The organism is Psychrobacillus sp. (assembly GCF_032154225.1).
Taxonomy (GTDB): Bacteria; Bacillota; Bacilli; order Bacillales_A; family Planococcaceae; genus Psychrobacillus.
Genome location: NZ_JALDYF010000007.1, coordinates 152,866 through 178,911, shown reverse-complemented (window position 1 = coordinate 178,911; position 26,046 = coordinate 152,866). Strand labels below are relative to the sequence as shown.

The 26,046-nt window shown below is 36.1% G+C and carries 24 protein-coding genes; 20 read left to right on the top strand and 4 right to left on the bottom strand.

Annotation, left to right across the window (positions count from 1 at the left end; all coding sequences use genetic code 11):
- Window positions 1-12: 12 nt before the first annotated feature.
- The 6 genes from RUH95_RS11785 (at window position 13) to RUH95_RS11760 (ending at window position 8,243) form a co-directional block, all read left to right on the top strand.
- Window positions 13-753: a response regulator transcription factor gene (locus tag RUH95_RS11785; protein WP_397469498.1), complete on the top strand. Its 741-nt coding sequence runs from the start codon at window positions 13-15 to the stop codon at window positions 751-753.
- A gap of 1 nt (window position 754) precedes the next feature.
- A complete protein-coding gene (locus RUH95_RS11780; protein ID WP_313893063.1) occupies window positions 755-1,783 on the top strand; it encodes a sensor histidine kinase in 1,029 nt (342 codons plus the stop codon).
- Window positions 1,761-2,534: an ABC transporter ATP-binding protein gene (locus RUH95_RS11775; RefSeq protein WP_313893062.1), complete on the top strand. Its 774-nt coding sequence runs from the start codon at window positions 1,761-1,763 to the stop codon at window positions 2,532-2,534. The genes RUH95_RS11780 and RUH95_RS11775 overlap by 23 nt, the downstream gene beginning before the upstream one ends.
- Entirely contained in the window at window positions 2,506-4,437 is a 1,932-nt protein-coding gene (locus RUH95_RS11770; RefSeq protein WP_313893061.1) for an FtsX-like permease family protein, read from the top strand. The genes RUH95_RS11775 and RUH95_RS11770 overlap by 29 nt, the downstream gene beginning before the upstream one ends.
- 161 nt (window positions 4,438-4,598) lie before the next feature.
- Window positions 4,599-6,146: a fatty acid--CoA ligase family protein gene (locus RUH95_RS11765; protein WP_397469497.1), complete on the top strand. Its 1,548-nt coding sequence runs from the start codon at window positions 4,599-4,601 to the stop codon at window positions 6,144-6,146.
- Between the two features lie 120 nt (window positions 6,147-6,266).
- Window positions 6,267-8,243, top strand: a complete 1,977-nt coding sequence (locus RUH95_RS11760) for a S9 family peptidase (RefSeq protein WP_313893060.1) — start codon at window positions 6,267-6,269, stop codon at window positions 8,241-8,243.
- Window positions 8,244-8,327: 84 nt separating this feature from the next.
- Here RUH95_RS11760 and RUH95_RS11755 read toward each other — a convergent pair whose 3' ends face one another.
- Entirely contained in the window at window positions 8,328-9,683 is a 1,356-nt protein-coding gene (locus tag RUH95_RS11755; RefSeq protein WP_483880135.1) for an amino acid permease, read from the bottom strand.
- Window positions 9,684-9,834: 151 nt separating this feature from the next.
- Between RUH95_RS11755 and RUH95_RS11750 the strand changes: the two genes are divergently transcribed.
- The 5 genes from RUH95_RS11750 to RUH95_RS11730 are packed head-to-tail and all read left to right on the top strand — an operon-like array spanning window position 9,835 to window position 12,604.
- Window positions 9,835-10,359 (top strand): GNAT family N-acetyltransferase, encoded by a 525-nt coding sequence (locus RUH95_RS11750; protein ID WP_397469501.1) that lies wholly within the window; start codon window positions 9,835-9,837, stop codon window positions 10,357-10,359.
- Window positions 10,356-11,084 (top strand): ABC transporter ATP-binding protein, encoded by a 729-nt coding sequence (locus RUH95_RS11745; RefSeq protein WP_313893057.1) that lies wholly within the window; start codon window positions 10,356-10,358, stop codon window positions 11,082-11,084. Before RUH95_RS11750 ends, RUH95_RS11745 begins: the two co-directional genes overlap by 4 nt.
- Complete coding sequence (locus tag RUH95_RS11740; protein WP_313893056.1) at window positions 11,081-11,830, top strand: ABC transporter permease; 750 nt, start codon at window positions 11,081-11,083, stop codon at window positions 11,828-11,830. Before RUH95_RS11745 ends, RUH95_RS11740 begins: the two co-directional genes overlap by 4 nt.
- A gap of 22 nt (window positions 11,831-11,852) precedes the next feature.
- Complete coding sequence (locus RUH95_RS11735) at window positions 11,853-12,023, top strand: hypothetical protein (RefSeq protein WP_313893055.1); 171 nt, start codon at window positions 11,853-11,855, stop codon at window positions 12,021-12,023.
- Between the two features lie 23 nt (window positions 12,024-12,046).
- Complete coding sequence (locus RUH95_RS11730) at window positions 12,047-12,604, top strand: hypothetical protein (RefSeq protein WP_313893054.1); 558 nt, start codon at window positions 12,047-12,049, stop codon at window positions 12,602-12,604.
- Between the two features lie 768 nt (window positions 12,605-13,372).
- Here RUH95_RS11730 and RUH95_RS11725 read toward each other — a convergent pair.
- On the bottom strand, window positions 13,373-14,374 hold the full coding sequence (locus tag RUH95_RS11725; RefSeq protein ID WP_313893053.1) for a S66 family peptidase: 1,002 nt from the start codon (window positions 14,372-14,374) through the stop codon (window positions 13,373-13,375).
- 698 nt (window positions 14,375-15,072) lie between these two features.
- On the opposite strand from RUH95_RS11725, the gene RUH95_RS11720 reads away from it, so the two are divergent.
- The 9 genes from RUH95_RS11720 to RUH95_RS11680 all read left to right on the top strand — a co-directional run bounded on the left by RUH95_RS11720 (window position 15,073) and on the right by RUH95_RS11680 (window position 24,048).
- Window positions 15,073-16,917 (top strand): SLC13 family permease, encoded by a 1,845-nt coding sequence (locus RUH95_RS11720; protein WP_313893106.1) that lies wholly within the window; start codon window positions 15,073-15,075, stop codon window positions 16,915-16,917.
- Between the two features lie 134 nt (window positions 16,918-17,051).
- A complete protein-coding gene (locus tag RUH95_RS11715) occupies window positions 17,052-17,690 on the top strand; it encodes a class I SAM-dependent DNA methyltransferase (protein ID WP_313893052.1) in 639 nt (212 codons plus the stop codon).
- Window positions 17,691-17,702: 12 nt separating this feature from the next.
- Entirely contained in the window at window positions 17,703-18,173 is a 471-nt protein-coding gene (locus RUH95_RS11710; protein ID WP_313893051.1) for an S-ribosylhomocysteine lyase, read from the top strand.
- Window positions 18,173-19,105 carry a cysteine synthase A gene (gene cysK, locus RUH95_RS11705; protein WP_313893050.1) on the top strand — a complete coding sequence of 311 codons (933 nt, stop codon included), beginning with the start codon at window positions 18,173-18,175 and terminating at the stop codon, window positions 19,103-19,105. Before RUH95_RS11710 ends, cysK begins: the two co-directional genes overlap by 1 nt.
- A 1-nt stretch (window position 19,106) precedes the next feature.
- Window positions 19,107-20,243, top strand: a complete 1,137-nt coding sequence (locus RUH95_RS11700) for a bifunctional cystathionine gamma-lyase/homocysteine desulfhydrase (RefSeq protein ID WP_313893049.1) — start codon at window positions 19,107-19,109, stop codon at window positions 20,241-20,243.
- A gap of 783 nt (window positions 20,244-21,026) precedes the next feature.
- Complete coding sequence (locus RUH95_RS11695; protein WP_313893048.1) at window positions 21,027-22,514, top strand: carboxylesterase/lipase family protein; 1,488 nt, start codon at window positions 21,027-21,029, stop codon at window positions 22,512-22,514.
- A gap of 69 nt (window positions 22,515-22,583) precedes the next feature.
- A complete protein-coding gene (locus tag RUH95_RS11690) occupies window positions 22,584-22,952 on the top strand; it encodes a hypothetical protein (protein WP_313893047.1) in 369 nt (122 codons plus the stop codon).
- 12 nt (window positions 22,953-22,964) lie between these two features.
- Window positions 22,965-23,501 (top strand): GNAT family N-acetyltransferase, encoded by a 537-nt coding sequence (locus RUH95_RS11685; protein WP_313893046.1) that lies wholly within the window; start codon window positions 22,965-22,967, stop codon window positions 23,499-23,501.
- 40 nt (window positions 23,502-23,541) lie between these two features.
- Window positions 23,542-24,048 (top strand): P-loop NTPase family protein, encoded by a 507-nt coding sequence (locus RUH95_RS11680; RefSeq protein ID WP_313893045.1) that lies wholly within the window; start codon window positions 23,542-23,544, stop codon window positions 24,046-24,048.
- A 129-nt stretch (window positions 24,049-24,177) separates the two neighbouring features.
- Here the strand turns inward: RUH95_RS11680 and RUH95_RS11675 are convergent, their stop codons facing one another.
- Both RUH95_RS11675 and RUH95_RS11670 read right to left on the bottom strand, forming a co-directional pair.
- Window positions 24,178-25,608: a GGDEF domain-containing protein gene (locus RUH95_RS11675; protein WP_313893044.1), complete on the bottom strand. Its 1,431-nt coding sequence runs from the start codon at window positions 25,606-25,608 to the stop codon at window positions 24,178-24,180.
- 148 nt (window positions 25,609-25,756) lie between these two features.
- Complete coding sequence (locus tag RUH95_RS11670) at window positions 25,757-26,005, bottom strand: hypothetical protein (RefSeq protein ID WP_313893043.1); 249 nt, start codon at window positions 26,003-26,005, stop codon at window positions 25,757-25,759.
- Window positions 26,006-26,046 lie beyond the last annotated feature (41 nt).

The following is a 26,046-nucleotide window of genomic DNA, read 5'->3' as shown; positions in this document are numbered from 1 at the left end:
CTCTTTTTTGTTATGATAGAGATAGAAATTTTTGTGGAGGGAAGAAAATTGATTACACATCGTGTACTGGTAGTAGAAGATGATCGGAAAATTGCAGCACTACTCGCAGATACTTTACGCAAATATCATTATGAAGTGCATACAATTGAAAACTTTGACAATATAATCGAGGAGTCTCAAGAGTTCGCTCCTCATTTAATTTTATTAGATATTAACTTACCTTCGTACGACGGCTATTATTGGTGCCGTCAGTTAAGGCAGCATACAACTTGCCCAATTATTTTTGTGTCTGCTCGGTCGGGAGAAATGGATCAAATATTTGCCCTTGAAAATGGCGGTGATGATTTTATTACGAAACCTTTTCATTATGAAATCGTCCTAGCGAAAATAAAAAGTCATTTAAGAAGGACTTATGGAGAATATGCTTCAAAGCAAGAAGAGCGTGTCGTGAAGGTTGGAAAGTTTCAGCTTTTTTTAGAAAGAATGGAATTGCATATTGGAGCAGAAGAAATCCCGTTACAAAAAAAGGAAAGTACAATTTTAGAGCTTCTTTTGCGTAATTATCCGAAGCTTGTGACGAGAGAACAATTATTAGAGGATCTTTGGGATGATCAATCTTTTGTGGATGAAAATACATTGAATGTCAATATGACGCGTGTGCGAAAGAAATTAGCCGACTACAAAGTATTATCTACAATTGAAACAGTTCGAGGAGTAGGGTATCGGTTGATAGTAAGTTCGGAGGAATCTTAAGATGATTCGTTTATTTATTCGTGAGCACATTGTTTTTGTACTGTTTCAATTACTATTAACGTTGTTTATCATGTCTTTGTATTGGCTAGATGGATTTCGAAATGTGGATACCGCTATTTATTCGATTGTGATTAGCAGTATATTAACGATTACTTTTTTAGGTGGTCTTTTCCTTAGGAAATATGCATTTTATAAAAAAATCCTTTCTGTACCAAAGAAGATGGAAGTGGTGTTACAGAAGGAAGCGCAATCGCCAGAAATTGAACAAATTCAACTGTATTTGCAGCATATTTACCGACTGTACCAAAAGGAAGTACAGCTGCTGTATGCACGTCAAAATAGACATTTAGAGTTTATGAATAGCTGGGTGCATCAAATGAAAACACCAATTGCAGTTATTGAATTAATGCTGCAAGGGGATGGACAGCTCGATACGAAAAGTGTTTCGGAAGAAATGGAACGCTTAAAAAGTGGTTTGGAGACTGTATTAATGAATGCAAGGCTGGATACATTTGAAGAGGATATGCAAATCGAGCAAGTAGATTTGAAGCAATTAGTTTCGCAAATTGTGACGGGAAATAAGCGATTATTTATAGGAAGTCGTGTTTTTCCTGTTATTTCAATAGAAGATGATTGTTTGATAACAACGGATGTAAAATGGGTAGAACTTCTAATTACGCAGCTTTTAACAAACGCAGTGAAATATACGTTTGATGAAAGTAAAAAAGTATATTTTGAAGCGATTATTGAAAATAAACAGCTTGTATTTTCTGTTCGGGACGAAGGGATTGGAATTCCAGCATCTGATTTAAAAAGAGTGACGAAAGCTTTTTTTACTGGAGAAAATGGAAGGAAAACTGGAGAGTCAACAGGTATGGGCTTATATTTGGCACATGAAATATGTAATCGTTTAGGGCATGAAATGTCCATTTCTTCTAAAGTGGGAGAAGGAACAACAGTGTCCATTATATTTGAACAACAAGAGGTAGAGGAACGGAGCGAGCATGATGTCGATATTAATATTGGATGAGGTTTCTAAAGTATATGAGGGAAAAGTAGCACATCTTGCGGTCAATCAGCTAAGCTTTGAAGTAGAAAAAGGAGAATTTTTAGCAATAATGGGGCCTTCTGGTAGCGGGAAAACAACTTTACTTAATATGATTTCAACAATTGATACCCCAACATCTGGTGAGCTTTTCATCGATGGGACGAATCCTATAAATTTGACTAAAAATGATTTAGCACTTTTTAGAAGAAGGCATCTTGGATTTGTATTTCAAGATTTTAACTTGTTACCAGCTTTAACAGTGGAAGAAAATATGATTTTACCATTAACTTTAGATGGACAGCCAGTTGAAACGATGAAAAGGAAAGTGGCAATTTTGGCAGAGCAACTAGATTTGACTCCAATATTAGATAAGCGCCCTGCTGAAATATCAGGGGGACAAGCACAAAGAACAGCGATTGGTCGAGCTTTAATACATGAACCATCGATTATTCTTGCCGATGAACCGACTGGTAATCTCGATTCAAAAGCAGCACGGGATGTATTAGAGCTACTAACGGAAGTAAATAAGCGGAGACAGACGACAATTATTATGGTGACACATGATGCGATTGCTGCGAGCTATTGTGATCGCGTGTTGTTTATTAAAGATGGACAATATTTTAATGAAATATATAAAGATGACAGAAGACAAACCTTTTTCCAAAGAATATTAAATCTTCTTTCGCTGCTAGGTGGTAACGTTAATGACCTTTCGACAATTCGCTTATCATAATGTTATACGTAATAGTCGAGTGTATGCCGCATTCTTTATGGCGAGTATTTTTTCAGTAGTCGTTTTCTTTATTTATTCGATGCTTATGTTTCACCCGAATATTGAAGATCAGTTTTTAAGAAATATTGCTTTTAGTGGCATGCTTATTGCTGAAATTATATTAATCATCTTTACATTATTCTTTTTGTTCTATTCGATGAGCGCGTTCTTACAAGCGAGGTCAAAGGAGTTTGGAATATTACTGAATTTAGGGATGGAAAAGTATCAATTGAATCGGCTCGTATTTTTAGAAACGATGATTTTAGGATTTATTTCGATTACAGTTGGAATTTTTTTCGGTTTTTCTTTTTCTAAGTACTTTTTTATGATTATTCAAGAGTTGTTTTTATTGGATAGCTTACCTTTATATCTTTCTTGGAAACCATTTGCATTAACGATTTTTGTTTTTTTATCTTTATTTATTACTATTTCGATTAGCGGTGTTGTATTTATTCGGAAGAAAGAAATTACCCAATTGTTGAAGGGATATTGGAAAAGTGATGGAGATGTTGGGTATAAAAGGTGGAAGGCAATAATGGGATTAGCTATGCTTTTTATGGCTTATAGTCTTGTTATTTTCTCTGTGTTTCATATGCAAATATGGGTTGCGGTTATTATCATTTTACTTGCGCTTGTTGGAACGTATTTATTTTTTACGGATAGTATTTTGTATATACTGCAACAAATTCGCAAAAGAAAACAATTTTATTGGCATCCATTCCGGTTAGTTGCATTTGCAGAAGCATCGATTAAAATCCGTGAAAATTCTCGCATGTTTTTTGTTGTGACGATTGTTTCCACAATTGCTTTTTTATCAGTTGGTGTAGTTACTTCTTTTTCGACTTTTACTGCTCAGTACCGAGCAACACATCCAGTTAGCTTATTTTACTCGAGTGATTGGGATAATCCATTTGAAGAAAACCATTTAATGCAATTGACGAATCAATTGCAACAGGAAAATCTGTCGTATGATCTTGTGAGGTTTCGATTAAAAAAACAAACATCATCTAATACTCGTGAAGTAGTAAATATTATTCGAGAATCGGATGTTAATAGTTTAGCGATTTCACTCAAATATCCAATCATTACGTTGAATGAAGGAGAAGCATTCATTTTAGGTAGTGCGCAATATAAAGATGAAAATCAATCAAAAGAGCAATTCGTATTGGAGGAAAGTAGTGTTCCTATTTATATAAAAGGGAATTATAATTATCCAATATTTCCTGCGTTTGCGATGGACACTCCAATTATTATTTTAAATGATTTGGATTATTTGTTAGTGACAGAGCCGTTAGCGGGGTTTGGAATAGAAGAGTCGAATGCTACTTTTTATACTTTTCATGTATCGGAATGGCTGCGAACAAAAGATATAGGAGCTGAGCTGGATAATATTATTGTTCACTCAGTGGGAACATCTAATGTGAATCCTAATCCTTTTTATTTTGAAAATCCTGGTTTGAATTATTCAATTATTCGTGCGACTTTTTCTTTATTATTATTTACTGGCTTATTAGTTGCAGCTGTATTATTGCTTGCAGCGGGAAGTTTTGTTTATTTTAAGCTGTATACAGATTTGGAAAAGGACAAGAAATTGTATGATGTTTTGCGAAGAATGGGTGTGACGGAACCAGAGCTTGTGAAACTTGTAAATCGGCAGTTAATTCCTCAATTCTTTTTACCATGGGGTCTTGCAATGGTGCATAGTACATTTTCCTTTTTCTTTTTACAAGCTTTTTGGGTAGATTTAGCAGCTATATCGATTGCAATGGAAATGTTGCTCGTGTTAATTGCTTTCACAATTATTCAAGTTTCGTATTTTTATTTGATTAGATGGAGATATATTGCACATATTAGGGCATCGTGAGAAAACAAACTAAAAGCGTGTTGAGAGGAGCGAAATTGCTTACAACACGCTTTTAAATTTGCCCAATTTGATTTCTTATTGAATAGTCAAAACTTTTCTTATATAATGAATATGGGGTAATGAATGAATATTCATTCAAATATAAGATGGGAGACGAGAGTATGAGTTTAGTTTCACGCGTTCAACAAATTGCTGTGCAACATCCAGAAAAAATTGCATACCAATTCATGGGGGAAAATACGTCTTACGCAGAATTTGATCGATCTATCGAAGGTTTTGCGACGGTGTTAAAAAATTTAGGTATTGAAAAAGGAGATAATGTTGGGTTTTTACTTGGCAACTCTCCTCATTTTCTAATTTCTTTGTATGCAACGATGCGCATAGGGGCAACGGCAGTACCGATCAATCCAATTTATTCACCAGATGAAATTAGTTATATTGTTAAAAATAGTGATGCAAAAGCGATTATTGCGTTAGACGCATTGCTACCTTTAGTAGAAAAAGCAAATGCTTTATTCACATCTGTTAAACATTATATTATTTGTGAGACTCAACCAGAGACAACTGCAAAGCTTGCAGTCCTTCCGGCTGAATTGAAAGAAAAAGTGAAATCGTTTACATTTTTACTTTCTACTACTGCACCTAATGTTACACCTGTAGAAGTTTCAGAAGATGATACGGCGATTATTTTATATACTTCTGGTACAACGGGTCATCCAAAAGGTGCAATGCTTACATATAAGAATATTTATTCTAATGCAAGAGATGTTGCGGAATACTTGAGTATTAATACAGAAGATCGTGTGATTACGACATTACCTGTTTTTCATGTGTTTGCTTTAACAGTTGTTGTGAATGCACCATTATTAGTAGGTGCTACATTATTGTTAGTACCAAGATTTAGTCCACAAGAAGTATTTAAAATTGCGAAAGAACAAAAAGCAACGATATTTGCTGGTGTTCCGACGATGTATAATTTCTTATATCAATTCCCAGAAGCAAATATAGAGGACTTCTCAACAATTCGTTTGGCGATTTCAGGAGGCTCTTCATTGCCAGTTGCACTTCTTCATAATTTTGAAGATAAGTTTCAAGTGCGTATTTCAGAAGGATATGGATTATCGGAAGCATCTCCAGTTACTTGCTTCAATCCAATTGATCGCGAACGGAAACCTGGTTCTATTGGGCAATCAATCATTAATGTTGAAAATAAAGTAGTCAATGCGCTAGGAGAAGAAGTTCCGGTTGGTGAAGTAGGAGAGCTTATCGTAAAAGGGCCAAATGTGATGAAGGGTTATTACAAAATGCCAGAAGAAACGGAAAATGCTATTCGCGATGGCTGGCTATATACGGGGGATCTTGCACGACAAGATGAAGAAGGATATTTTTATATTGTTGATCGCAAGAAAGATATGATTATCGTTGGCGGATATAATGTGTACCCAAGGGAAGTAGAAGAAGTATTATTTGAGCATGCAGGTATTGTAGAAGCGGCGGTCGTTGGTATTCCTGATCCAAACTTTGGAGAAGAAGTATTGGCATTCGTCGTGAAAAAAGATGCAGCGTTGACAGAAGAGCAATTGCGTGAATACTGTGCAGAAAAGCTAGCTAAATACAAAGTTCCAACGCGTATTGAGTTTTTAGAAGAACTGCCTAAAAATACGACAGGTAAAATTTTACGTCGCTCATTGAAAGAACAACCGGTGTGATAAAATAGTAAGCAAGCTCCTTTTTGATTCTTGAAAGGAGTTTTTTTTGAATAAAAAGAAGGTAAATGATTTCGAGTGTCGAAATAAATGAAAGAATCGTTTAAGAAAAGAGGATGAAATATGACAAAAAGAAAATTAGAAGCAGCAGATTTGTTTAAACTGCACTCAGTGGCAAGTCCAGTAATAGCACCAAATGGAAAAGAAGCTGTGTTTATACGAACACAAATGGATGAAAAAGATAATACATACTATGCGTATTTATATCATGTCAATTTGGACACGGAAGTAATTACACAATGGACGCATAAAAAAGAAAGAGTTTCATCTGCCCAATGGTCAAAAGACGGGAAATATATTGCGTTCTTAAGTAATCGTGAAGAAAAGAATCAATTATTTATTTTGCCGACAAGTGGAGGAGAAGCAAAGAAACTAACAGAATTAGAAAATGGAGTTTCAAGCTTTCTATGGTCCCCGTGTGGAGAAAATATTTGGTTTTCTGCATCTTTAAAAGAAGGAAAAGCTTGGACAGATAAGCCTGAAAAAGAGGAAAAGAAACAACCAGAAGCTTATGTAGTGGATAAAATGAAGTATCATGCAGATGGCGTTGGTTTGTTACCTAAAGATATGTATAAACAAATTGGGTGGATTGACTTAGCTACAGAACAATTGACACAGTTTACAGAAGGTAATTATCAGTATAATTTACAAACGATTTCTCATGATGGGAAAAAGCTTGTCGTTGGTGTCAATCGTGATGAAAATCAAGATTTTTCATTCCGCCAGCCTTTGTTACTAGTTGATATAGCAACAAAAGAAGAAACAATTATTAAAAATGAAGAAGGTTATTTTGGAGGAGCCGCATTTTCCGCAAATGATCAGTATATTGCTTTTGTTGGAATGACACAAATGTTCAAAAATGCAACACAGGCTGAACTTTTTGTATATGAAGTGGGCTCGGGTATTAGCCAAGTATTAACAGAAGGAATGGATGCACCAGTTGGTGATTATTCAGTTGCAGACTTCCAACAAGGAGCAGCTGCACCTGATGTAGTTTGGACAGATGCTAATCATTTGTATTTCCAAGTATCAACTATGGGAGATGTTCGTCTTTATTTCGCTACTTTAGAAGGAGAATTATATCCAGCTACTGTAGAAAATGAGCATGTTTATGGATATGATGTCGACGCTTCAGGAACGTTTGCACTTGTAACAGCGAGCAACCCAATATTTCCCGGGGAATTATTTAAGCAAAATTTAGCGACTGGTGAAAGAACTGCTCTTACAAACTTCAATGAATCTTTTATAAATGAAGTCGAGATTGTCGAACCAGAAGCAATTGTGTATCAAGGTGCAAATGAGTGGGATGTGCATGGTTGGCTAATGAAACCAGTGGGATATGTAGAAGGAGAAAAATATCCTTTAATTGTCGAAATACACGGAGGACCACATGCGATGTATGGAAATACATTTTTCCATGAGTTACAGTTATTGGCAGCTGGTGGTTATGGGGTGCTATATGTGAATCCTCGTGGAAGTCATGGCTATAGTCAAACATTTGTAGATGCTGTTCGAGGAGATTACGGCGGTGGAGATTATAAAGATATCATGGCTGGACTGGATCTTGTGTTGAAAGAAAATAATTGGATTGATGAAACGCGACTTGGAGTAACTGGCGGAAGCTACGGTGGATTTATGACGAACTGGATTGTTGGACATACAAATCGTTTTAAAGCTGCCGTGACACAGCGATCTATTTCAAACTGGATTAGTTTTTATGGTGTATCGGATATTGGCTATTATTTTAGTGAATGGCAAATTGGAACAGATATGACCGATATCGATAAGCTATGGAATCACTCTCCGCTGAAATATGCTGCGAATGTGGAAACACCATTACTTATTTTGCATAGTGAAAATGATTACCGTTGCCCAATTGAACAAGCACAGCAACTGTATATTACGTTAAAGGGAATGGGGAAAGAGACAAGCTTCGTCCGCTTCCCACAAGCAGATCATAACTTATCACGAACTGGTTTACCAAATTTACGCTTAACAAGACTAGAGCAAATTACTAGTTGGTTTGAAAAATATATTTGAGTATGAAAAAGCCCTTCATTTCGAGTGAAATGAAGGGCTTTTTGTGGAATCAATCGAACTTCTTCGATAATCGATCAATCTATTCTACCGCTTATGGAATCCTTTTCTATAATAATTAAACACCAATCCGATGATCCAAATAGGTCCTACGATTAATGCAATACGTGTTTCAGGGAAATATGCCATAAGCCCGAGTACTAAAAGTAAAAAGCCAAGTGCTAAATAAGATCCGACTGGGTAAAATAATGCTTTATACGATAGTCGAGAAACTTCCGCATTTGTTAGCGTTTTTCGGAATTTTAATTGGGATAATAAAATAATTCCCCACGTCCAAACTGCACCGAACGTCGAAATACTCGTTACCCATATAAATACTTTTTCAGGAACAAGGTAGTTTAAAATTACCCCAATTAACAATAAAAAAGCAGAGAACACAATTGCTTTTGAAGGAACACCTGCTTTACTAATCTTTTTAAAAGAAGCAGATGCTTGCTTTTGTTCTGCTAAATTAAATAACATACGCCCAGTGCTGAAAATTCCACTATTACAACTTGATAATGCAGCTGTTAATACAACAAAATTAATAATGCCAGCAGCTGGCCCAATGCCGATTTTTTCAAACATTAATACGAAAGGACTTCCATTTTCACCAATTTCATTCCATGGATAAATGGACATAATAACAAATAATGCCCCAACATAAAACAGTAAAATACGCCAAAAGACAGTATCAATAGCACGAGGAATAACTACTTTTGGATTCTTTGCTTCTCCGGCAGTGACACCAATCATTTCTACTCCTAAGTATGCAAACATAACCATTTGTAAGGACATAAGAATACCAGTAACCCCATTTGGAGCAAAGCCACCATTTGACCATAAGTTACTTATTCCTACCGCAATTCCGCCATTTCCTACACCAAAAATAATGACGCCTAGTCCGACAATAATCATTGCAATAATGGCAACAATTTTAATAAGTGCGAACCAAAATTCAAATTCTCCATAAGCTTTCACCGTTATTAAATTAATTAATGTCATCAATACAAGTGCGGCTAATGCCCATATCCAACTAGGTGTATTTGGATACCACATTTGCATATAAACTCCTACAGCTGTAATCTCCGCCATACAAGTAACTACCCATAAAAACCAATAATTCCATCCTGTAATATAGCCTGCAAGAGGTCCTAAATAATCTTTAGCATATCTACTAAAAGATCCAGCTACAGGATTATGTACAGCCATCTCCCCAAGTGAACGCATAATGATCAAAATGGCGAGACCCCCAACTACATAGGAGATAAGAATTGCTGGCCCAGCTAATTTAATCGCTGTTGCAGATCCTAAAAATAATCCAACTCCAATTGCTGCTCCTAAAGACATTAAGGTGATATGTCGTTGTTCTAACCCACGTTGTAATTGCTGATTGCCACCCAAAGTTGTTGCACTCCTTTTTTCCATTTAAATTGCTTAAATACTTTTGTTATATAACACTCTAACATAATAAAGTTCATCAAGGAAACAGTCTATATTGCCGATATTATGATAAAATTATGTATATGCAAGTAAGGCGGAGGTCATGAAATTGATGCAAGTAACAATTAGACCAGTAGTAGAAGAGGAAATAAAACGATTATGGGAATTAAGTGCAAAAGATGATGTGCCAGAATGGAAAAAGTGGGATGCACCATATGATCCTTATGAGGCACAAACGTTAGAAGTATTTTTAGAAAAAAAAGATCAGTTTATTAATCAAGAAGATTATTGGGGAATTTATGTAGAGAACGAACTAGTGGGGTCATTGTGTTACTACTGGGAGCACGAAGCGTCACTATGGCTAGAAATGGGCATTATTATTTATGACCCAAAACATTGGAGTAGTGGAATTGGAACAGAAGCAATTCGTATGTGGGTTACACATTTATTTAATGAACTGCCGCTTGTTCGAGTTGGCTACACAACATGGTCAGGAAATGAGCGAATGATTAGAGTAGGGGAGAAGTTAGGAATGACAATGGAAGCAAGGTTGCGTAAATGTCGTCTTTATAATGGAGTTTTCTATGATTCCATTCGTATGGGGATTTTGAGAGAAGAATGGGAAGGACAATCATGACATCTTTATTAGCAATAAAAAATGTAACGAAAAATTATTGGGATACGAAAGAAGAAACAAAACGTCCTCACTTATTTTCTGATATAACGGCGGCGCTTCAAAAGTCTGAACGTGTTACATTACTTGGAACATCTGGACAAGGAAAAAGCACTCTGTTAAGAATTCTTGCTTTGTTAGAGAGTGCAGATAGTGGTGAAATACATTTTAACGGTACTTCTTATACAAAAATGGATGCCCGCACTTGGCGAATGAAGATCTGTTACGTTGCGCAACAGTCTGTCATGCTTCCAGGAACGATAGAAGATAATCTAAAAATGATTAGCAAATTACATAGCAGCATATTTGAAGAAGATTTTGCCCGAAAATTAATGAACCAAGTAGGGCTAGAGCATTTAGACTGGGCAAAACAAGCGACAGATTTGTCTGGCGGAGAAAAACAACGGGTTGCTTTAGTTCGCTCCTTGTTATTAAGACCAGCCATTTTATTACTAGATGAAATAACTGCATCACTCGATCAAAAAAGCAAAGAACATGTGGAACAGCTGTTGATGCATATGAGTAAAGAAGATGGAGTTTCTTTTATATGGGTGACACATGACATCGAGCAGGCGAGAAAAGTAAGTGAACGAGTGTGGTTAATGGACGATGGAAAAATAGTGAGAGATTTAGAGACTGAAGAGTTTTTCAACGAACAAAGTGTTCGAACAAGTAAGGTGACTGTATGAGTCTAGTTGCGCTTAGTTTTACATTATTATTTGTTATTATTACGATGCTTGTTTCTGTTTGGCAAAAGCTCGATTTAGAAAAAGATATTGCGATTGGGACGATACGTTCAGCTATTCAGCTTCTAGCTGTTGGATATGTTTTGCAGTTTGTATTTAAGTCGGAAAGTATATTATTTATCGTGGCTATCATATGCATAATGATTATCGTTGCTGCTAGAAATGCGGCTCAGCGTGCAAAAGGGTTGAACGGAATTGAGTGGAAAGTGATTATTTCCATTGTAACGATGGTTGTTTTAATGATGGGGCTACTTTTAAGCCTTCAAATTATTGAAGCTACTCCGCAGTATATTATCCCTTTAAGTGGAATGACTATTGGAAATGCAATGGTTGCGTGTGGGTTATTTTTAACACAATTAAAAAGAGAGGTAGAAGCTTCTAAAGGAGAAATTGAAACACTTCTTTCTTTAGGAGCAACAGCTAGACAAGCAGTACAAGAAGTTTTAAAACGCTCGGTTAAATTCAGTTTGATACCAACGATTGATTCGATGAAAACAGTTGGATTAGTACAGCTTCCAGGTATGATGACTGGGATGATTGTTGCAGGAGCAGATCCAGTAGAGGCTGTTCGCTACCAACTATTAATCATCTTCGTATTTACTTGTTCTTCTGCAATTACTAGTATGATCTTAAGTTCACTATGCTATAAGAGTTTGTTTACGAAGGATTTCCAATTAAAACAGTGGTGAATAAAAAGGAGATTACTTATAATTGAAACCAGTCATTGTTGAAACAGTACCTAAAAAAGTAACCGTTAAATTAGATTCTACACCTTTATTACTTCCGAAAAAAATTCAAGAGCAGCATCAGAAGTTTTGGGAGGAACGAACGGAGCAGAATCCTATTTACGTAACGGAGAAGTTTTTACGATTACGGAAATAAAAGAGACATCTGAGGAACTTCAAGTGACAGTCATAAAAACAGACTACAAACACTTTTTGTATACGATTCACCATCCAGAGTGTACGTATCCTTGTAAAGTTATTTTTACTTGTGTATCAGTTATAACAAGTGACAATTATATTGCTTTTGGTCGGATGAATGAACATACCTCTACACCTGGACGATTACAATTTACTGGTGGAGGACTGGATGAGTCTGCTTTAGATGGCTCTGTATTTGATCTGGTCAAAAGTATTGGAAGTGAGTTAGAGGAAGAGATGGGCTTGCGTATTGAGTCCTCCTATACGAAAGATTTTGCTCCTAAGTTTGTTAAAAATAAAGGAAAGTATGATTTTTGGGCTATTATATTTGAGCTTCGTGTTGATTATTCAGCACAAGAGCTTCGAGCGTTATTCGAAGAGCATAATGAGCGTTTGCTTGATCAGGGAGAACAGCCGGAATTTGATGAATTTGTCTTGGTGTTGTTAGAAGAAAATGAAGTGGAAGCATTTATTGAAAATGATAGCTCTTTAAAAGAGGATTACTTAGAACCGATTTTGAGGAAGTATGTTGAAAAATAAGTTGAATTTATAAAATGGATTCAACGGTTATCTAATAATGAAATGCAGTGAGGGCAGAGTCCCACACTGCATTTTTCTATATATTTTTACACGTCTGTTGATTATCCTACTTCTTGAAAATTTGTGCTAATAGGAAAAAAGAGCACCATTTAAAACAAACACTCGTTTTCGACTTGCTTTACGTCCTCATTCGTACTTTACATATAGTGCGTCTTAGTGGTTTCGGCAAGGATTTGGGCTACAGAGGCGGACGCTTACCACGTGCATGGCTTCAGCAGCTTCCTTCACTTCGTTCAGTCCAGGGTCTTCAGCTCGGTGCTCCTGCGGTTACTCGTCGCAGAAAACATCCGCTACACCCGCTGGTATCGCCGCCTGTTTCGCTCCAATCCAATGGAGCATGCTACGTATTTAGAATGGAAGCACTATTTCTTAGAAAAGCAAACGTAGAGTGACAGATGGGAAAGTAAATGAACATGTAAAAGCATTAAAAATAGAAAACTGATCGTCACAATTTATTGTTAAGACCTATGATTACTAACCTATATAGATAGAGATTTACTGAATGCCGTAGCGCGTCGGGCCGCATGAGCCGAAGTATGAGACCCACTTGGGCGTAGCACAAGTTGGCTCATGCAAGGTGCGGCAAGCGCGAAGGCATAGTGACTATTCACTCAGACATACTTTATCTAGAAATCGAACGATAATATAAAATTGAATAAAATGGTTAATCAACACGCGTGATATTTTTATTGAGTTCTGTATGTGATTTCACTTCACCCATTGTTCCAAAATGGTTACTTCTTTATTGGTTGCATCCATCTTCACTGTTCTTCCTAATGGCATCGTTAGCATTGGATGTGTATGGCAACAATCGAAGTCTGCTAAAATTGGAATATTAGTTTCTCCTATCACTTCGAGCAAAATACCATAAGGGAGTCTTCCAGTGCCTTGATCATCAAATACTTCATGCTTTCCTAATAGTATGCCTGATACACGATCAAACACTCCGTTTAACTTTAGCAGGTTAAAGTTTTTTTCGACTACAGAGGCTGTTTTCATCGTGTCTTCGATTAAAAGAATATCTCCATCCTTTATAGGAGGCATATAAGGACTTCCCCAAATGCCATACATCGCATTTAGATTTCCACCAATCAACTTTCCTTGTGCAGAGCCTTCATTTACACAAATCCAGTCATTGTTTCTCTTTTCTTTTTCAGCCGTTTTGACTTCCCAGTTGAGAGGTTCATCTGTCCAGTAGGGAGGCATAGGAACCGGGAAAGGAATCTGCTGTGCTTCTACTAACATTCTACTGAAGTAATCATATGTATAGTTGACAAAAGGCTCGAATTCTCCGAATGAAGGTACGAGTGCTGGACCATAAAAAGTTGGGATTCCAGTTTGTGCATATATCGCTAATAAAATTGCAGTAGCATCCGAATACCCTATCAGGATTTTTGGGTCCTTTTTAAAAGCTTCGTAGTCAATATAAGGCAAAAGTGCGTTAGAATTTGTTCCGCCAATTGTTGATATTATGCAACGAATGTCGGGGTTACGAATAAGTTCGTTTAATTCATTTGCACGTTCTTGAATTGTTCCAGAACGGTAGTAGTCCTGCTTTCCAGTGAGGCTTCCTTCTATAATTTCGAAGCCTTGTGATTCAAGAAACGTTTTGGATCTTTCATATCGTTTAGGTGAATCAAAAGTTATAGGTGAAGAAGGGGAATAAATTCCGATTTTATCTCCTTGTTTCAACCGATTTAATAGAGTCATTTGTAGAGTCTCCTTTAACTAAATATTTTTTTTCAAAATTCATATGCTCTTACAAGAAATAATGGGCTTTATCTCTAGATATCCCAGAATATAATATTATTTATTCCTCTGAGCTAACTCATATCTATAGTGCATTATCCAACGACCAACGTTTTTAAAAATATATTGTAAAATCATAAACATAGCTATGAATAGTAAAACTTCAACTAAAAATTTTAGTATAGAACTCCACATGAAATTCCCGTTTTGGAAAAAATGATACTGGAAAAATGCTAATTTAAAAATAGTCATATCTCCAACTAGCCTAACAATCAAAAATGAAAGAAAAAACATCCAAAATCGCATTGGTAAGCACCATCTTTCTACTAGAAAATTAATTTAAAACAGAAACCTAATAAGGATGGCTATCAATCCTACTACTAATATCATGATGTATCTAATGTTCTTATTTTTACTTTCTTTGCGACGTCGATCTTCTTTTAAAATTGGATATTCTTTTTCTAGACTACTCATCTTTCAGACCTCCAATCTGATTATTCAGAAAAACCGCTTTGATTAAATTATACCTTAATAGGAATTTTCAGTAAAGATGTCAAGTTAAAGTGATGAACATATATATAAGGTAGTTAATATGGCGTACTTCTTACTCTTGTCCTATATAATAAGGATAGAAAACGATGGAAAGGGCGCAATTTAAGATGCAGCTTATTGTTACGTTTAGTATTTTAGCGATTAGTATTGTGTTATTTATTAGTAATCGAGTGCGGGCGGATTTAGTCGCGATTTTAGCACTTTTAGCGTTTGTTATTACAGGAGTGTTAGAACCGACAGAAGCACTTGCAGGGTTTTCTAATTCAGTAGTGATTATGATTGCTGGATTATTTGTTGTGGGTGCTGGGATTGTAAGGACTGGCCTTGCACAATCAGCCGGGAATTTATTGCTCAAATGGTCGGGACAAAGTGAGAAGAAGTTATTTGTCTTATTGCTTATTATTACCGGAACTGTTGGAGCATTTATGAGTAATACGGGAACAGTCGCATTAATGCTGCCGATTGTTATTAGTATTGCGATTAGTATTAATAGTAGCCCATCGAAGTATTTAATTCCCTTATCTTATATCAGTAGTTTATCTGGGCTGTTAACATTGATTGCTACACCTGCTAATTTAATTGTCAGTCAGGTGTTGGTCGATAATGGTTATGAGAAGCTTGGTTTTTTTGAAATTACACCAGTTGGAGTTATTGCAATTATTGTAGGGATTGTTTATTTCGTAGTTGCTCGAAATTTTATTCTTCCGAATGGGAAAAATAAAAAAACATTGAAAGATGGGCATAAACTTTCACCAAAGCAATTAGCTATTGACTATGAACTAGGTGGAAATTTACATCGACTAAAGGTTCCAGAAGGATCAATCATGATTGGCAAACAACTTGCCGAATTAAAACTGCCTGCTAAATACCACTTAGCTATTTTGAAAATTGATCGTAAATCGATAGAAGGAATTAATCTTTTACCGATTACATATCAAGAAATGGCAGGACCAACGAGTATTATTCAGGCGAAGGATATTTTATATATTCAGGGGACGTTGGAAAGTGTTGAGGAATTGGTGAAAGATTATTTATTAGAGATTGATCAGGAAGAATCGGAAGCAGATGTACTTGTAACGAAGCAATTAGGAATTGCGGAAGTCTTATTGACCCCACATTCGAGCTTGATCAATGAAACAGTTGGAAGTATTGGCTTTAGAGAAAAATATAATCTGAACATTTTAGGCGTTAATCGTAAGGGTGATTATGTACTTAGTGAAATGGCGAATGTCCGTCTTCGTTTTGGAGATGCACTTTTAGTTCAAGGTGCTTGGGAAGAAATTGAGTTACTTTCTAAAGCAATGCAAGATGTCGTAGTTGTTGGGCAACCGAAAGAGCATGCTAGTATGGCGGCGGCAAGTGGCAAAGCTCCAATTGCTGGAGCGATTATGTTATTAATGATTGGCTTGATGATTTCAGAAGTGTTCCCAGCAGTTATTTCTGTATTGATAGGGGCTGTATTAATGATTATTACAGGTTGCTTACGAAATATGGATGATGCGTATGGAAAAATGAACTGGGAGAGCATTGTGTTAATTGCTGCCATGCTTCCAATGGCTACAGCTCTTGAGAAAACGGGAGGTATGGTCATTTTATCGAAGGGTATTATTGATCTCCTTGGTGGTTTTGGGGCAATGGGTGTTCTTGCAGGTATTTATTTTATAACAATGGTGTTTGGTCAATTTATTAGTAATACTGCGACTGCGGTTTTATTTGCACCGATTGCGATGAGTGCAGCAATAAGTATGGGAGCAAATCCATATACTTTTTTAATCGCGATTGCTGTATCATCTAGTATGGCTTTTGCAACACCGGTTGCATCTCCGACAAATGCTTTAGTTATGACGGCGGGAGGATATAAGTTTTTTGACTTTGTGAAAGCAGGTATTCCGCTACAAATTATTATGTTCATAGTGATGTTAATTGTCATTCCACTATTTTTCCCATTATAAATTACGAAAAGTTTCTCTTTTGTGGAGAAGCTTTTTTTATTTGACAAATTACTTGGTTATGATATAACTATTTATATTAGCCTAAAACAAAGTAAACAAGTAGGAATAATATAAAATGAAAAAGGGGCTATATTATGGGAAGAGAATTTGTTGATATTTTTGATGAATGGGCATATTCATATGATGCATCTGTAGCTGGTGAAGATCCAGAATATCGAGATGTTTTCGAAGGATATGAAACTATTTTAAAAGAGGTTGCAAGTCGAGCTTTTGGTACAGTTATCGAATTTGGTACTGGAACAGGAAATTTAACTGCCGAGCTTAAAGCAGCAGGTTTTTCGGTAATTGGTATCGAACCTAATACGATGATGCGCAAATTAACTGCTGAGCGTTTTCCTTCGTTTCAAATAGTAGATGGTGATTTACTTCAATTTACTACGGGAGTAGATAACGTAGATTCGATTGTTAGCTCGTATGTTTTTCATCACTTAACAGACGATGAAAAAGGGATAGCTTTGAGAAAATATGCTCAACTTCTACCGACAAACGGGAAGGTTGTTTTCGCAGATACTGTTTTCTTAACGGAAGAAGCAAAACAAGCACAAATTAATAAGGAAAGAAAACGCGGATTCCATCATGTAGCAGATGATTTAGAAAGAGAATATTATACGACGATCCCAGTACTAACAAATTTATTTAATGAGGCTGGATTTCAAGTAAGCTTCACAAAAATGAATGATTTTGTTTGGTTAATGGATGCGACGAAAAGATGAGGAGCTATTCACATGAAAAAAATGAATGTTGAAAGTTTTAATTTAGATCACACAAAAGTAGTTGCACCATTCGTACGTTTAGCAGGAACAAAAGAAGGTACTCGTGGAGACGAAATTTATAAATACGATATTCGTTTTAAACAACCAAATAAGGAACATATGGAAATGCCGGGATTGCATTCATTAGAACACTTAATGGCGGAAAATATTCGCAATCATACTGATCAAGTAGTGGATATTAGTCCAATGGGATGCCAAACTGGTTTTTATTTATCTGTTATTAATCATGAAAACTATGATGAGATTTTAGAGATTTTAGAAAAAACATTACAAGATGTTCTTGAAGCGAGCGAAGTTCCAGCATGCAATGAAGTGCAATGCGGTTGGGCAGCAAGTCATAGTTTAGAGGGTGCAAAAGAAATCGCAACAGAAATGCTAGCTAAAAAAGATGAATGGCGACAAATTTATCAAGAGGAAGCGTAATGAAAATATTTCGCAGTGTTCAGGAGTTAGTTGGAAATACACCAATAGTGGAGATTACTCATATTGCTATTCCAAATAATTGCCGCATCTTTGCAAAGTTAGAGTATTTAAATCCAGGTGGTAGTGTGAAGGATCGACTTGGTTTGTCTTTGATTGAGGATGCAGAGAAATCTGGAAAACTTGTACCTGGTGGAACGATTATTGAGCCAACAGCTGGAAATACGGGAATAGGTATTGCACTCGCTGCAATTGGAAAGGGATATAAAGTTATTTTTGTAGTCCCTGAAAAATTTAGCGTAGAGAAGCAGACGCTTATGCGTGCTCTAGGGGCAAAGGTTGTCAATACAGATACGGCACTTGGAATGCAAGGTGCTATTCATAAAGCAAGTGAACTTGTTGCTGAAACACCAAATGCTTACTCTCCTTCTCAATTTTCTAATCCAGCAAACCCAGCTATATATACAAAGACGCTTGGTCCCGAATTATGGAGAGATTTAGATGGGCAAATTGATGTATTTGTAGCTGGCGCAGGTTCAGGTGGAACATTCATGGGAACATCACAATATTTAAAAGAACAAAAAAAGCAGCTGAAAACAGTCATAATAGAACCCGTTGGATCTATTTTGAACGGAGGAACTGCTGGACCTCATGTTACAGAAGGTATTGGTATGGAATTTTTGCCGACGTTTATGGACATTTCATATTTTGATGCGATTCATACTGTAAGTGATGAAGATGCATTTGCTCAATTAAGAGCTTTATCGAAAGAAGAAGGGCTATTAGTAGGAAGCTCATCGGGAGCAGCCTTTTTTGCAGCATTAAAAGAAGCAGAAACTGCAAGAGAGGGAAGTCATATAGTCACTATTTTCCCAGACTCAAGCGAACGATATTTAAGCCAGAATGTCTATGATCTATTTAAGGAGAGAATATAATATGCGCGCAAAAACGAAATTAATTCATGCTGGTATTGTTGGAGATGAAGCAACTGGTGCTGTGTCGACACCGATTTATCAGGTTAGTACGTATAAGCAGGAAGCAGTTGGTAAATTTAAAGGATATGAGTATTCACGCACTGGAAATCCTACCCGTCATGCTTTAGAAGTACTAATTAGTGACTTAGAAGGTGGCGTGGCAGGATTTGCTTTTGCATCAGGAATGGCGGCAACGACCTCGATTATGATGCTTTTCAGTAAAGGGGATCATGTTATTTTAACGGATGATGTATACGGTGGAACATATCGTGTCATCACAAAAGTACTTAATCGCTTTGGCATAGAAGCGACTTTTATTGATACGAGTGATGTGTCAAAAGTAGAAGCTGCTATTCTAGAAAATACAAAAGCAATTTTTTTAGAGACACCGACGAATCCTTTATTAAAAATTACTGATATTGAAGCAATTAGTAAACTTGCAAAAGAAAAAGGCTTATTAACAATTGTCGATAATACATTTATGACTCCATATTTTCAACAGCCAATTACACTTGGTGCTGATATAGTTGTGCATAGTGCAACAAAATATATTGGTGGCCATAGTGATGTCGTAGCAGGACTAGTTGTTGTGAATTCGGAGCAGTTAGCAACAGATGTACATTTTGTACAAAATTCAGTAGGAGCAGTACTTGGACCTCAAGACTCTTGGTTACTTATGCGTGGTATTAAAACATTAGGTCTTCGTATGGAGGAACATCATACGAATGCGCTGCGTATTGCAGAATTTTTAAATAAACATGAAGCTGTTGAAAAAGTGTATTATCCAGGTTTAGTAGATCATCCAGGTCACGAGCTGATGAAAAAGCAAACAACTGGCTTTGGTGGAATGATTTCTTTCGATGTTGGAAGTGAAGAAAAGGCAGATCATTTATTAGCGAAGCTTCGATATTTCACACTTGCAGAAAGTCTAGGTGCGGTGGAAAGTTTAATATCTGTTCCTGCACGAATGACACATGCTTCGATTCCACATGAGCGTCGTTTAGAACTAGGTATAACAGACGGATTAGTTCGTATTTCAGTAGGTATTGAAGATGTGGAAGATTTATTAGAAGATTTAACGCAAGCATTAGCATATTAAAGTATTAGTACACCACAAATATAGTGGTGTATTTTTTTCGTGAAAAAACATCGAGTTATATGTAAATGTGGTAAAGTTAATTATCTGAAAGTTCGAATTGTATGTTGTGTATACTTTTTGTATTTTGAAATCAAAGGGGATTTACTATGTATAAAAGGTATGATGCTCGGCATATTTTTCTTGTAATAGGTATATGTATACTTTAATTTTCTCCATTTATTACACTACTCACACCATTGATAGTTAATGAAACACTTTATTTTGAGAAGGGACAGTGGGTCATTTATACAACAGGTGTGAACTATATGTTGTGTGGGGTTGGAGTACTGTTATTGCTCATTGCTAGTGTTGTTATTTACTTTTTTTTAATGTTCATAAAGTAGCTGTAGGCATTGGAATCGTTTGTGGCGCGTTATTTTACGGTGCTTCCTTATCTTATGTAACAATATCTGCTGAAGAGATTTCTTTAAGAAATGCCTTTTCTACAGAAATACAAAATTATCGTTGGGAAGAAATCGACCATTTGATATTTTATGATAGGATTGAACTTGATAATGAAAGAGGATATTATGAGTTTTATTTTAAAGAAGAAAAGATGCTTTATGTTCTTCAAACTGGTTTTTTCACGTGAGAAATTACTTTGTATTTTGATAGAAAAGTAAGAGAAAAAGGTATTATATTTGAACATATTACAGAATATTATACTATTTATTGTATGAATTTTCAGTAAAATTATAGGGTTTTACTTGTACGAAATTATATTAGGGTGAAAGGGGCTATTCAATGAAGGTGAAAGAAGAAGCTTTAATAGAAACGACAGCAGGATGGATAAAGGGAGTACGATTATCGAAAGTAGATAAGTTTTTAGGGATTCCTTATGCTGCACCACCGGTTGGTCAACTACGATGGAAGAAGCCGCAAGACTTAGAACCTTGGGAAGGGATATATGAGGCAAAGACATTTAAAGAGCCGTCTGCGCAGTCTGGTACTATTTATGGAACAGCAGATACAAGTCTTTACGGAGAGCTTGTAGGTTCTGAAGACAGTCTTTATCTAAATGTCTGGACGCCTGTTAGAGAAGGCGATAAAAAGCGACCAGTCTTAGTTTTTATCCATGGTGGAAGCAATACGAGGGGAACCGCCAGCGATCCGATTTATGAAGCTTCTCGTATGGCAGAGGAAGCAGATGTCGTTGTTGTATCGGTTAATTATCGATTAGGTTTCTTAGGCGCGTTTTATCATCCTGCTTTACATACTGGAGATGCTGCTGATGATTCAGGGAACTATGTGACACTTGATTTGATCAAGGCATTGGAATGGGTACAGTATAATATCGCAAGTTTTGGTGGAGATGTAAATAATGTCACTATTCAAGGACATTCTGCTGGATGTATGAATGTATGGGGGCTTGCTCATTCACAAATGGCATTAGGATTGTTCCATAAAGCAATTGCCATGTCAGGATATCCACAACTCCGTTCTACAGCTAAGGCAGAGGAAGCAGCGGGAGCTTTTGTAACAGCCTTATTATTACAGGACGGATTAATTGATTCAGCTGAAAAGGCTGAGGGTTATACGCAAAATATGGGAACAGATGGTATGCGGGATTACTTGCTAAGCCAAACAACGGAGCAGCTTATCAAAGCTGGAGCGGGAGTGAAGCAAATTTCTCATATTCGAGATGGAGTAGTATTACCTTTCGGGAATGATAAGGAGCTTCAAATAGCGAATGCTGTTCCGATGATGATTGGTACTGTTCGCAATGAAGCTAGTCTTTTGCTAGTTTATGCGTATAAAGGACAGAAGGAATTGTGGGAGGTATTTAATCATAATGAGAACAGTTATAACAGACGTGATTTTTTAAAGAATCTAACGTATTTGTCTTATAAAATGAAATGTACATTATTCAATACAGTTCTTTTCTATTGGTTTGATAATAAACTGATGCGTAGAGTGGCCCGCATTCCAAAGCCGATTTATCAATACAAGTTTACGTGGGATCAGCTACCATTACCATGGGGGAAAGTATTTGGCACGTTCCATGGATTAGACGTTATTTTTGCATTTGGCAACTTTTTAAGAGAAGTACCGAATTTAGGGCGTTTTGTTTGGTCGGAGGATAATGAAAAAAGTCGTGAAGTACTTCATTCCGAAATGATCTTTTCGATGAAAGGCTTTATGGAAACAGGTGATCCCAATTTGTATCGTAAAGAGTTAGATGTATGGAAACCGATAGATAGTACTTCTAAAAATTACGCGGTTTGGAAGTAGGAAGGTTCGACTCAGGGACCACCTATTACTTAAATTATGGGGTGTCCTTGTATAAAGGGGGAAATTACTTTGAGTAAACATTTTTTATCAGGATCTATTATTTTATTAAGCATCGCTATATTTTTCTTTGCGTTCCAGCTTAGTAATAGCGAAAGTGTATCAAGTGAAACGAAAGAACCTGAACAAAGTAAGGACAGTCTAAATATAGATAATGGATTACTTTCAATTGAGGCAGCTGCACTGTATTTAAGTATGGATGTGGAACAATTTAATGAGTTGATAAAGGCGCAAAATGTTGGCAGAGCGCAATTAACTAGCTATGATACTTATCTATTTATTCCGTACATACAAATGAATGGAGAAATGTATTTTTCTAAAAAACAATTGGATGAGTGGATAGATTACAACATACTTAGTCGGCAGGATATTAATTATTAAGGAGATTTAAAGGTGAATTTTAGACAAGGAAGTACCAAAATAATTTTACGTGAAATGGAAGAACGGGACTGGGAGGATGTTCATAAATACGCTTCTAAAGAAATCGTGTGCCAATATCAACCATGGGGTCCTAACAATGAACAGCAAACAAAAGATTTTGTAAACGAAGTTCTTGCAGATGCCAAAAAAGAAGGAAGAACACGGTTTGTTTTTTCTATTATCGACAAAGAAAATGAAAGCATGATTGGTGCAGGAGAATTTAATATTCGAGATTTAGCAAATAAAACTGGGGAGATAGGTTACATTGTAAATCCTGACTTTTGGGGGAATGGAATAGCAACGGAAGTAGCTAAACTTTTAATAGAGTTTGGCTTTAAGCAACTTCAGTTTCATCGCATCTATGCTACTTGTGATCCTAGAAATATTGCTTCATCAAAGGTGTTAGAAAAAGTAGGAATGACCAAAGAGGGTTTACTCCGTGAAAATATATTGTTAAAGGACGGTTGGAGAGATTCCTTTATATTCGGTATTTTAGAACAAGATCTGTAAAAAAATTTAGTAGTAAAAGTATTGTTTTGGAGAATGAGAAATGATGAAAATTTTTATTATGGGAATTGTAGCAAGTGGTAAAACAACATATGCAAAAGCACTTTCTGAGTTGTTAGAGCTCTCTTTTTTCGAATTAGACTCCGTTGTCTATCATGAGGTAAATGAGAAGCGGATAAAGCGTACGCCAGAACAACAAGTTGAGTTCATTCACAAAATAGATAGTAAAGGAGATTGGATATTTGAGGGTGTTTATCGCCCATCATATCATTTGGTGCTAGATCTAGCAGATGTAATTATTTGGCTAGATCCGCCATTGTTCAAAAGGAAATATCGCATATTCAGAAGACATATTAAACAAGTGTTAGGAATTGAACAATGCGCGTATGAACCAAATTTACTTATGCTCCGTAATATGTATAAATGGACGAGTGATTTTGAAAAGAAGCGTCCTTTGTTAAACGAAATGTTAAAACCATACCAGGATAAAATTATTACAATAAATAATAGTCCATATAAAAATCGAGAACTGCAACAGATATTTAAGTAAGGATGTCGAGCCACATAAAAAAATAATTGAAAGAGAAAGGAGTTATTGCATGAAGGTTCAAGAAAGCATAGGAGTATTTAAATGAATAAATAAAAAATCTCTGTGAAATTGCATCCACAGAGATTTTTTTTACTTACTATCTTGCAATTGATTATAAAAAATAAAATGACCACGTCCATTGTTCTTTATATGATACAATGCTCGATCTGCTTGTTTTAGAACCGTTTTTAAATGAGTTGGCTCTTTCACAAGCGTCATGCCTATGCTGAAACTTAAAGGCATAAGATGCGTGTCTGTTTCTACCGATAGAGAACTTAGTCCGCTATGCACTGTTTGTGCGAAGTTTTCAAGACGTTGGCGATCCTTACTTGTGCAAATTAGTAAAAATTCATCGCCACCATAGCGTGCTACAATCGCTTTTTTTTGCAAAGCAAATGTTTTTAAACCTAAGCCAACTGTAATGAGCGCATCATCCCCAACTAAATGACCATGTGTATCATTAATTTGTTTGAAGAAATCTAAATCAATCATGGCGATCAATGCATAGGTCGTGCCATCTAGCTGAGATAAAATCTTTTGCGCCTCTGTTTCGAAATAAGTTCGATTGTAAACGTCCGTCAAAACATCAATAGATGCTTTGCGTAAAAAATGATTTTGCTGAATTTTCGTTTCTGCTTCTAAAGCATATTCGGTTTCCCGTTCATCCAACAAATCATTTAAGACTTTCACTTGTACTTTCAACATTTGTACTAAATCGGGATGGTTGATTTTTTCCATGCATTCACACATATATTGATAAGCAATTGCTTTTAAAGAAATATCCTTAAACTCATCTGTGTACAATGCAAGCTTTTGAAATTCAGCAATTGCTTCTTCATAGTTTTCTTGCTGCATTAATAAATAACCGAAGTTTTGTATGACTAAGCCTTTTTGATAGCCAGTCAACTCATCCATTTTATTATAAACAAAAGCATTAACGTTATTAGCTATTTCATAGTGTTTGAGCATTGTATTTAAATAAATTAAATCAATGACTGTACTATATAGGAGATATTCTTGCGCAGGGTTTTGCTCTACTACAAGCTGTGCATAGAAAAAAGCTAATTCTAAATAATCACAAGCACGTTCATATTCTCCCACATTCATCAAATAAGTTGCCATCGTTCCATATACACGACGCTTTAAATTTGGATCTTCTGTCTGAGCACTGTATTCTAGTGCCTTTATTACATGCCTATGAACAATCCCATCGACCGCAGGGGAACCACTTCCCCATAAATTCACGGCGCAAATATGAAACCAAATCGCACTTTCAACTGTCCCATATTGTTCAATAAACATATGAAATTCGGTCAACGTATCATGTGCACGTGAAGGAAGTTCTATAGACATATAGCAATCTATTTTAATATCATATAACTTCGCAACTGCAAATCGTTCATTATCTGCTTTACCTAATTCTATTACATGATCTACTTGCTCTAGTACGTCCGTATATTGTCCGTTAGTAAAGGCAAATTGTATATTCGTAAATGAATCATTAAATTTCTTTATCGTCATCTTGTCACCTGCTTATGTATTTCGATCACTTAAACTACGTACAATTATAGCATTTTAAGATTTTTCTTCAAAACTCCACGAAGAAATAAAAAAGAGAAATAGGTAATAGTAACAACCTATTTCTCTTTTCCTTTTAAAAGGAATGATATTACCAGAAAAATATAGAAGCTAAAGCGATTGCACTAATTGCACCGAGAGCAATACCAAAGCCTAGTCCAAATCCTCCACCAAAGAATCCGAAACCATATCCACCAAAATTATTATCAGGTCTAATCCAAACCATGTTTCTATCGACCCTTGTAATTTCTCCTACGTGAACTCTGCCATCTCTACAAGTAATTCTTACTCTTTGTCCATGAAATCTACAGCATTGATTGTATACACCAGATTGATTCATCTTTATCCTCCTCTCGAAATATATTCATACGAGTATGTTCT

Coding starts and splice junctions, on each gene's coding strand:
- RUH95_RS11745 (WP_313893057.1), top strand. CDS start 10,356: ATGACATCTTTATTAGCAATAAAAAATGTAACGAAAAATTATTGGGAT.
- RUH95_RS11700 (WP_313893049.1), top strand. CDS start 19,107: ATGCGCGCAAAAACGAAATTAATTCATGCTGGTATTGTTGGAGATGAA.
- cysK (WP_313893050.1), top strand. CDS start 18,173: ATGAAAATATTTCGCAGTGTTCAGGAGTTAGTTGGAAATACACCAATA.
- RUH95_RS11680 (WP_313893045.1), top strand. CDS start 23,542: ATGATGAAAATTTTTATTATGGGAATTGTAGCAAGTGGTAAAACAACA.
- RUH95_RS11715 (WP_313893052.1), top strand. CDS start 17,052: ATGGGAAGAGAATTTGTTGATATTTTTGATGAATGGGCATATTCATAT.
- RUH95_RS11775 (WP_313893062.1), top strand. CDS start 1,761: ATGTCGATATTAATATTGGATGAGGTTTCTAAAGTATATGAGGGAAAA.
- RUH95_RS11740 (WP_313893056.1), top strand. CDS start 11,081: ATGAGTCTAGTTGCGCTTAGTTTTACATTATTATTTGTTATTATTACG.
- RUH95_RS11785 (WP_397469498.1), top strand. CDS start 13: ATGATAGAGATAGAAATTTTTGTGGAGGGAAGAAAATTGATTACACAT.
- RUH95_RS11750 (WP_397469501.1), top strand. CDS start 9,835: ATGCAAGTAACAATTAGACCAGTAGTAGAAGAGGAAATAAAACGATTA.
- RUH95_RS11710 (WP_313893051.1), top strand. CDS start 17,703: ATGAAAAAAATGAATGTTGAAAGTTTTAATTTAGATCACACAAAAGTA.
- RUH95_RS11780 (WP_313893063.1), top strand. CDS start 755: ATGATTCGTTTATTTATTCGTGAGCACATTGTTTTTGTACTGTTTCAA.
- RUH95_RS11695 (WP_313893048.1), top strand. CDS start 21,027: ATGAAGGTGAAAGAAGAAGCTTTAATAGAAACGACAGCAGGATGGATA.
- RUH95_RS11770 (WP_313893061.1), top strand. CDS start 2,506: ATGACCTTTCGACAATTCGCTTATCATAATGTTATACGTAATAGTCGA.
- RUH95_RS11720 (WP_313893106.1), top strand. CDS start 15,073: ATGCAGCTTATTGTTACGTTTAGTATTTTAGCGATTAGTATTGTGTTA.
- RUH95_RS11760 (WP_313893060.1), top strand. CDS start 6,267: ATGACAAAAAGAAAATTAGAAGCAGCAGATTTGTTTAAACTGCACTCA.
- RUH95_RS11765 (WP_397469497.1), top strand. CDS start 4,599: ATGAGTTTAGTTTCACGCGTTCAACAAATTGCTGTGCAACATCCAGAA.
- RUH95_RS11675 (WP_313893044.1), bottom strand. CDS start 25,608: ATGACGATAAAGAAATTTAATGATTCATTTACGAATATACAATTTGCC.
- RUH95_RS11725 (WP_313893053.1), bottom strand. CDS start 14,374: ATGACTCTATTAAATCGGTTGAAACAAGGAGATAAAATCGGAATTTAT.
- RUH95_RS11670 (WP_313893043.1), bottom strand. CDS start 26,005: ATGAATCAATCTGGTGTATACAATCAATGCTGTAGATTTCATGGACAA.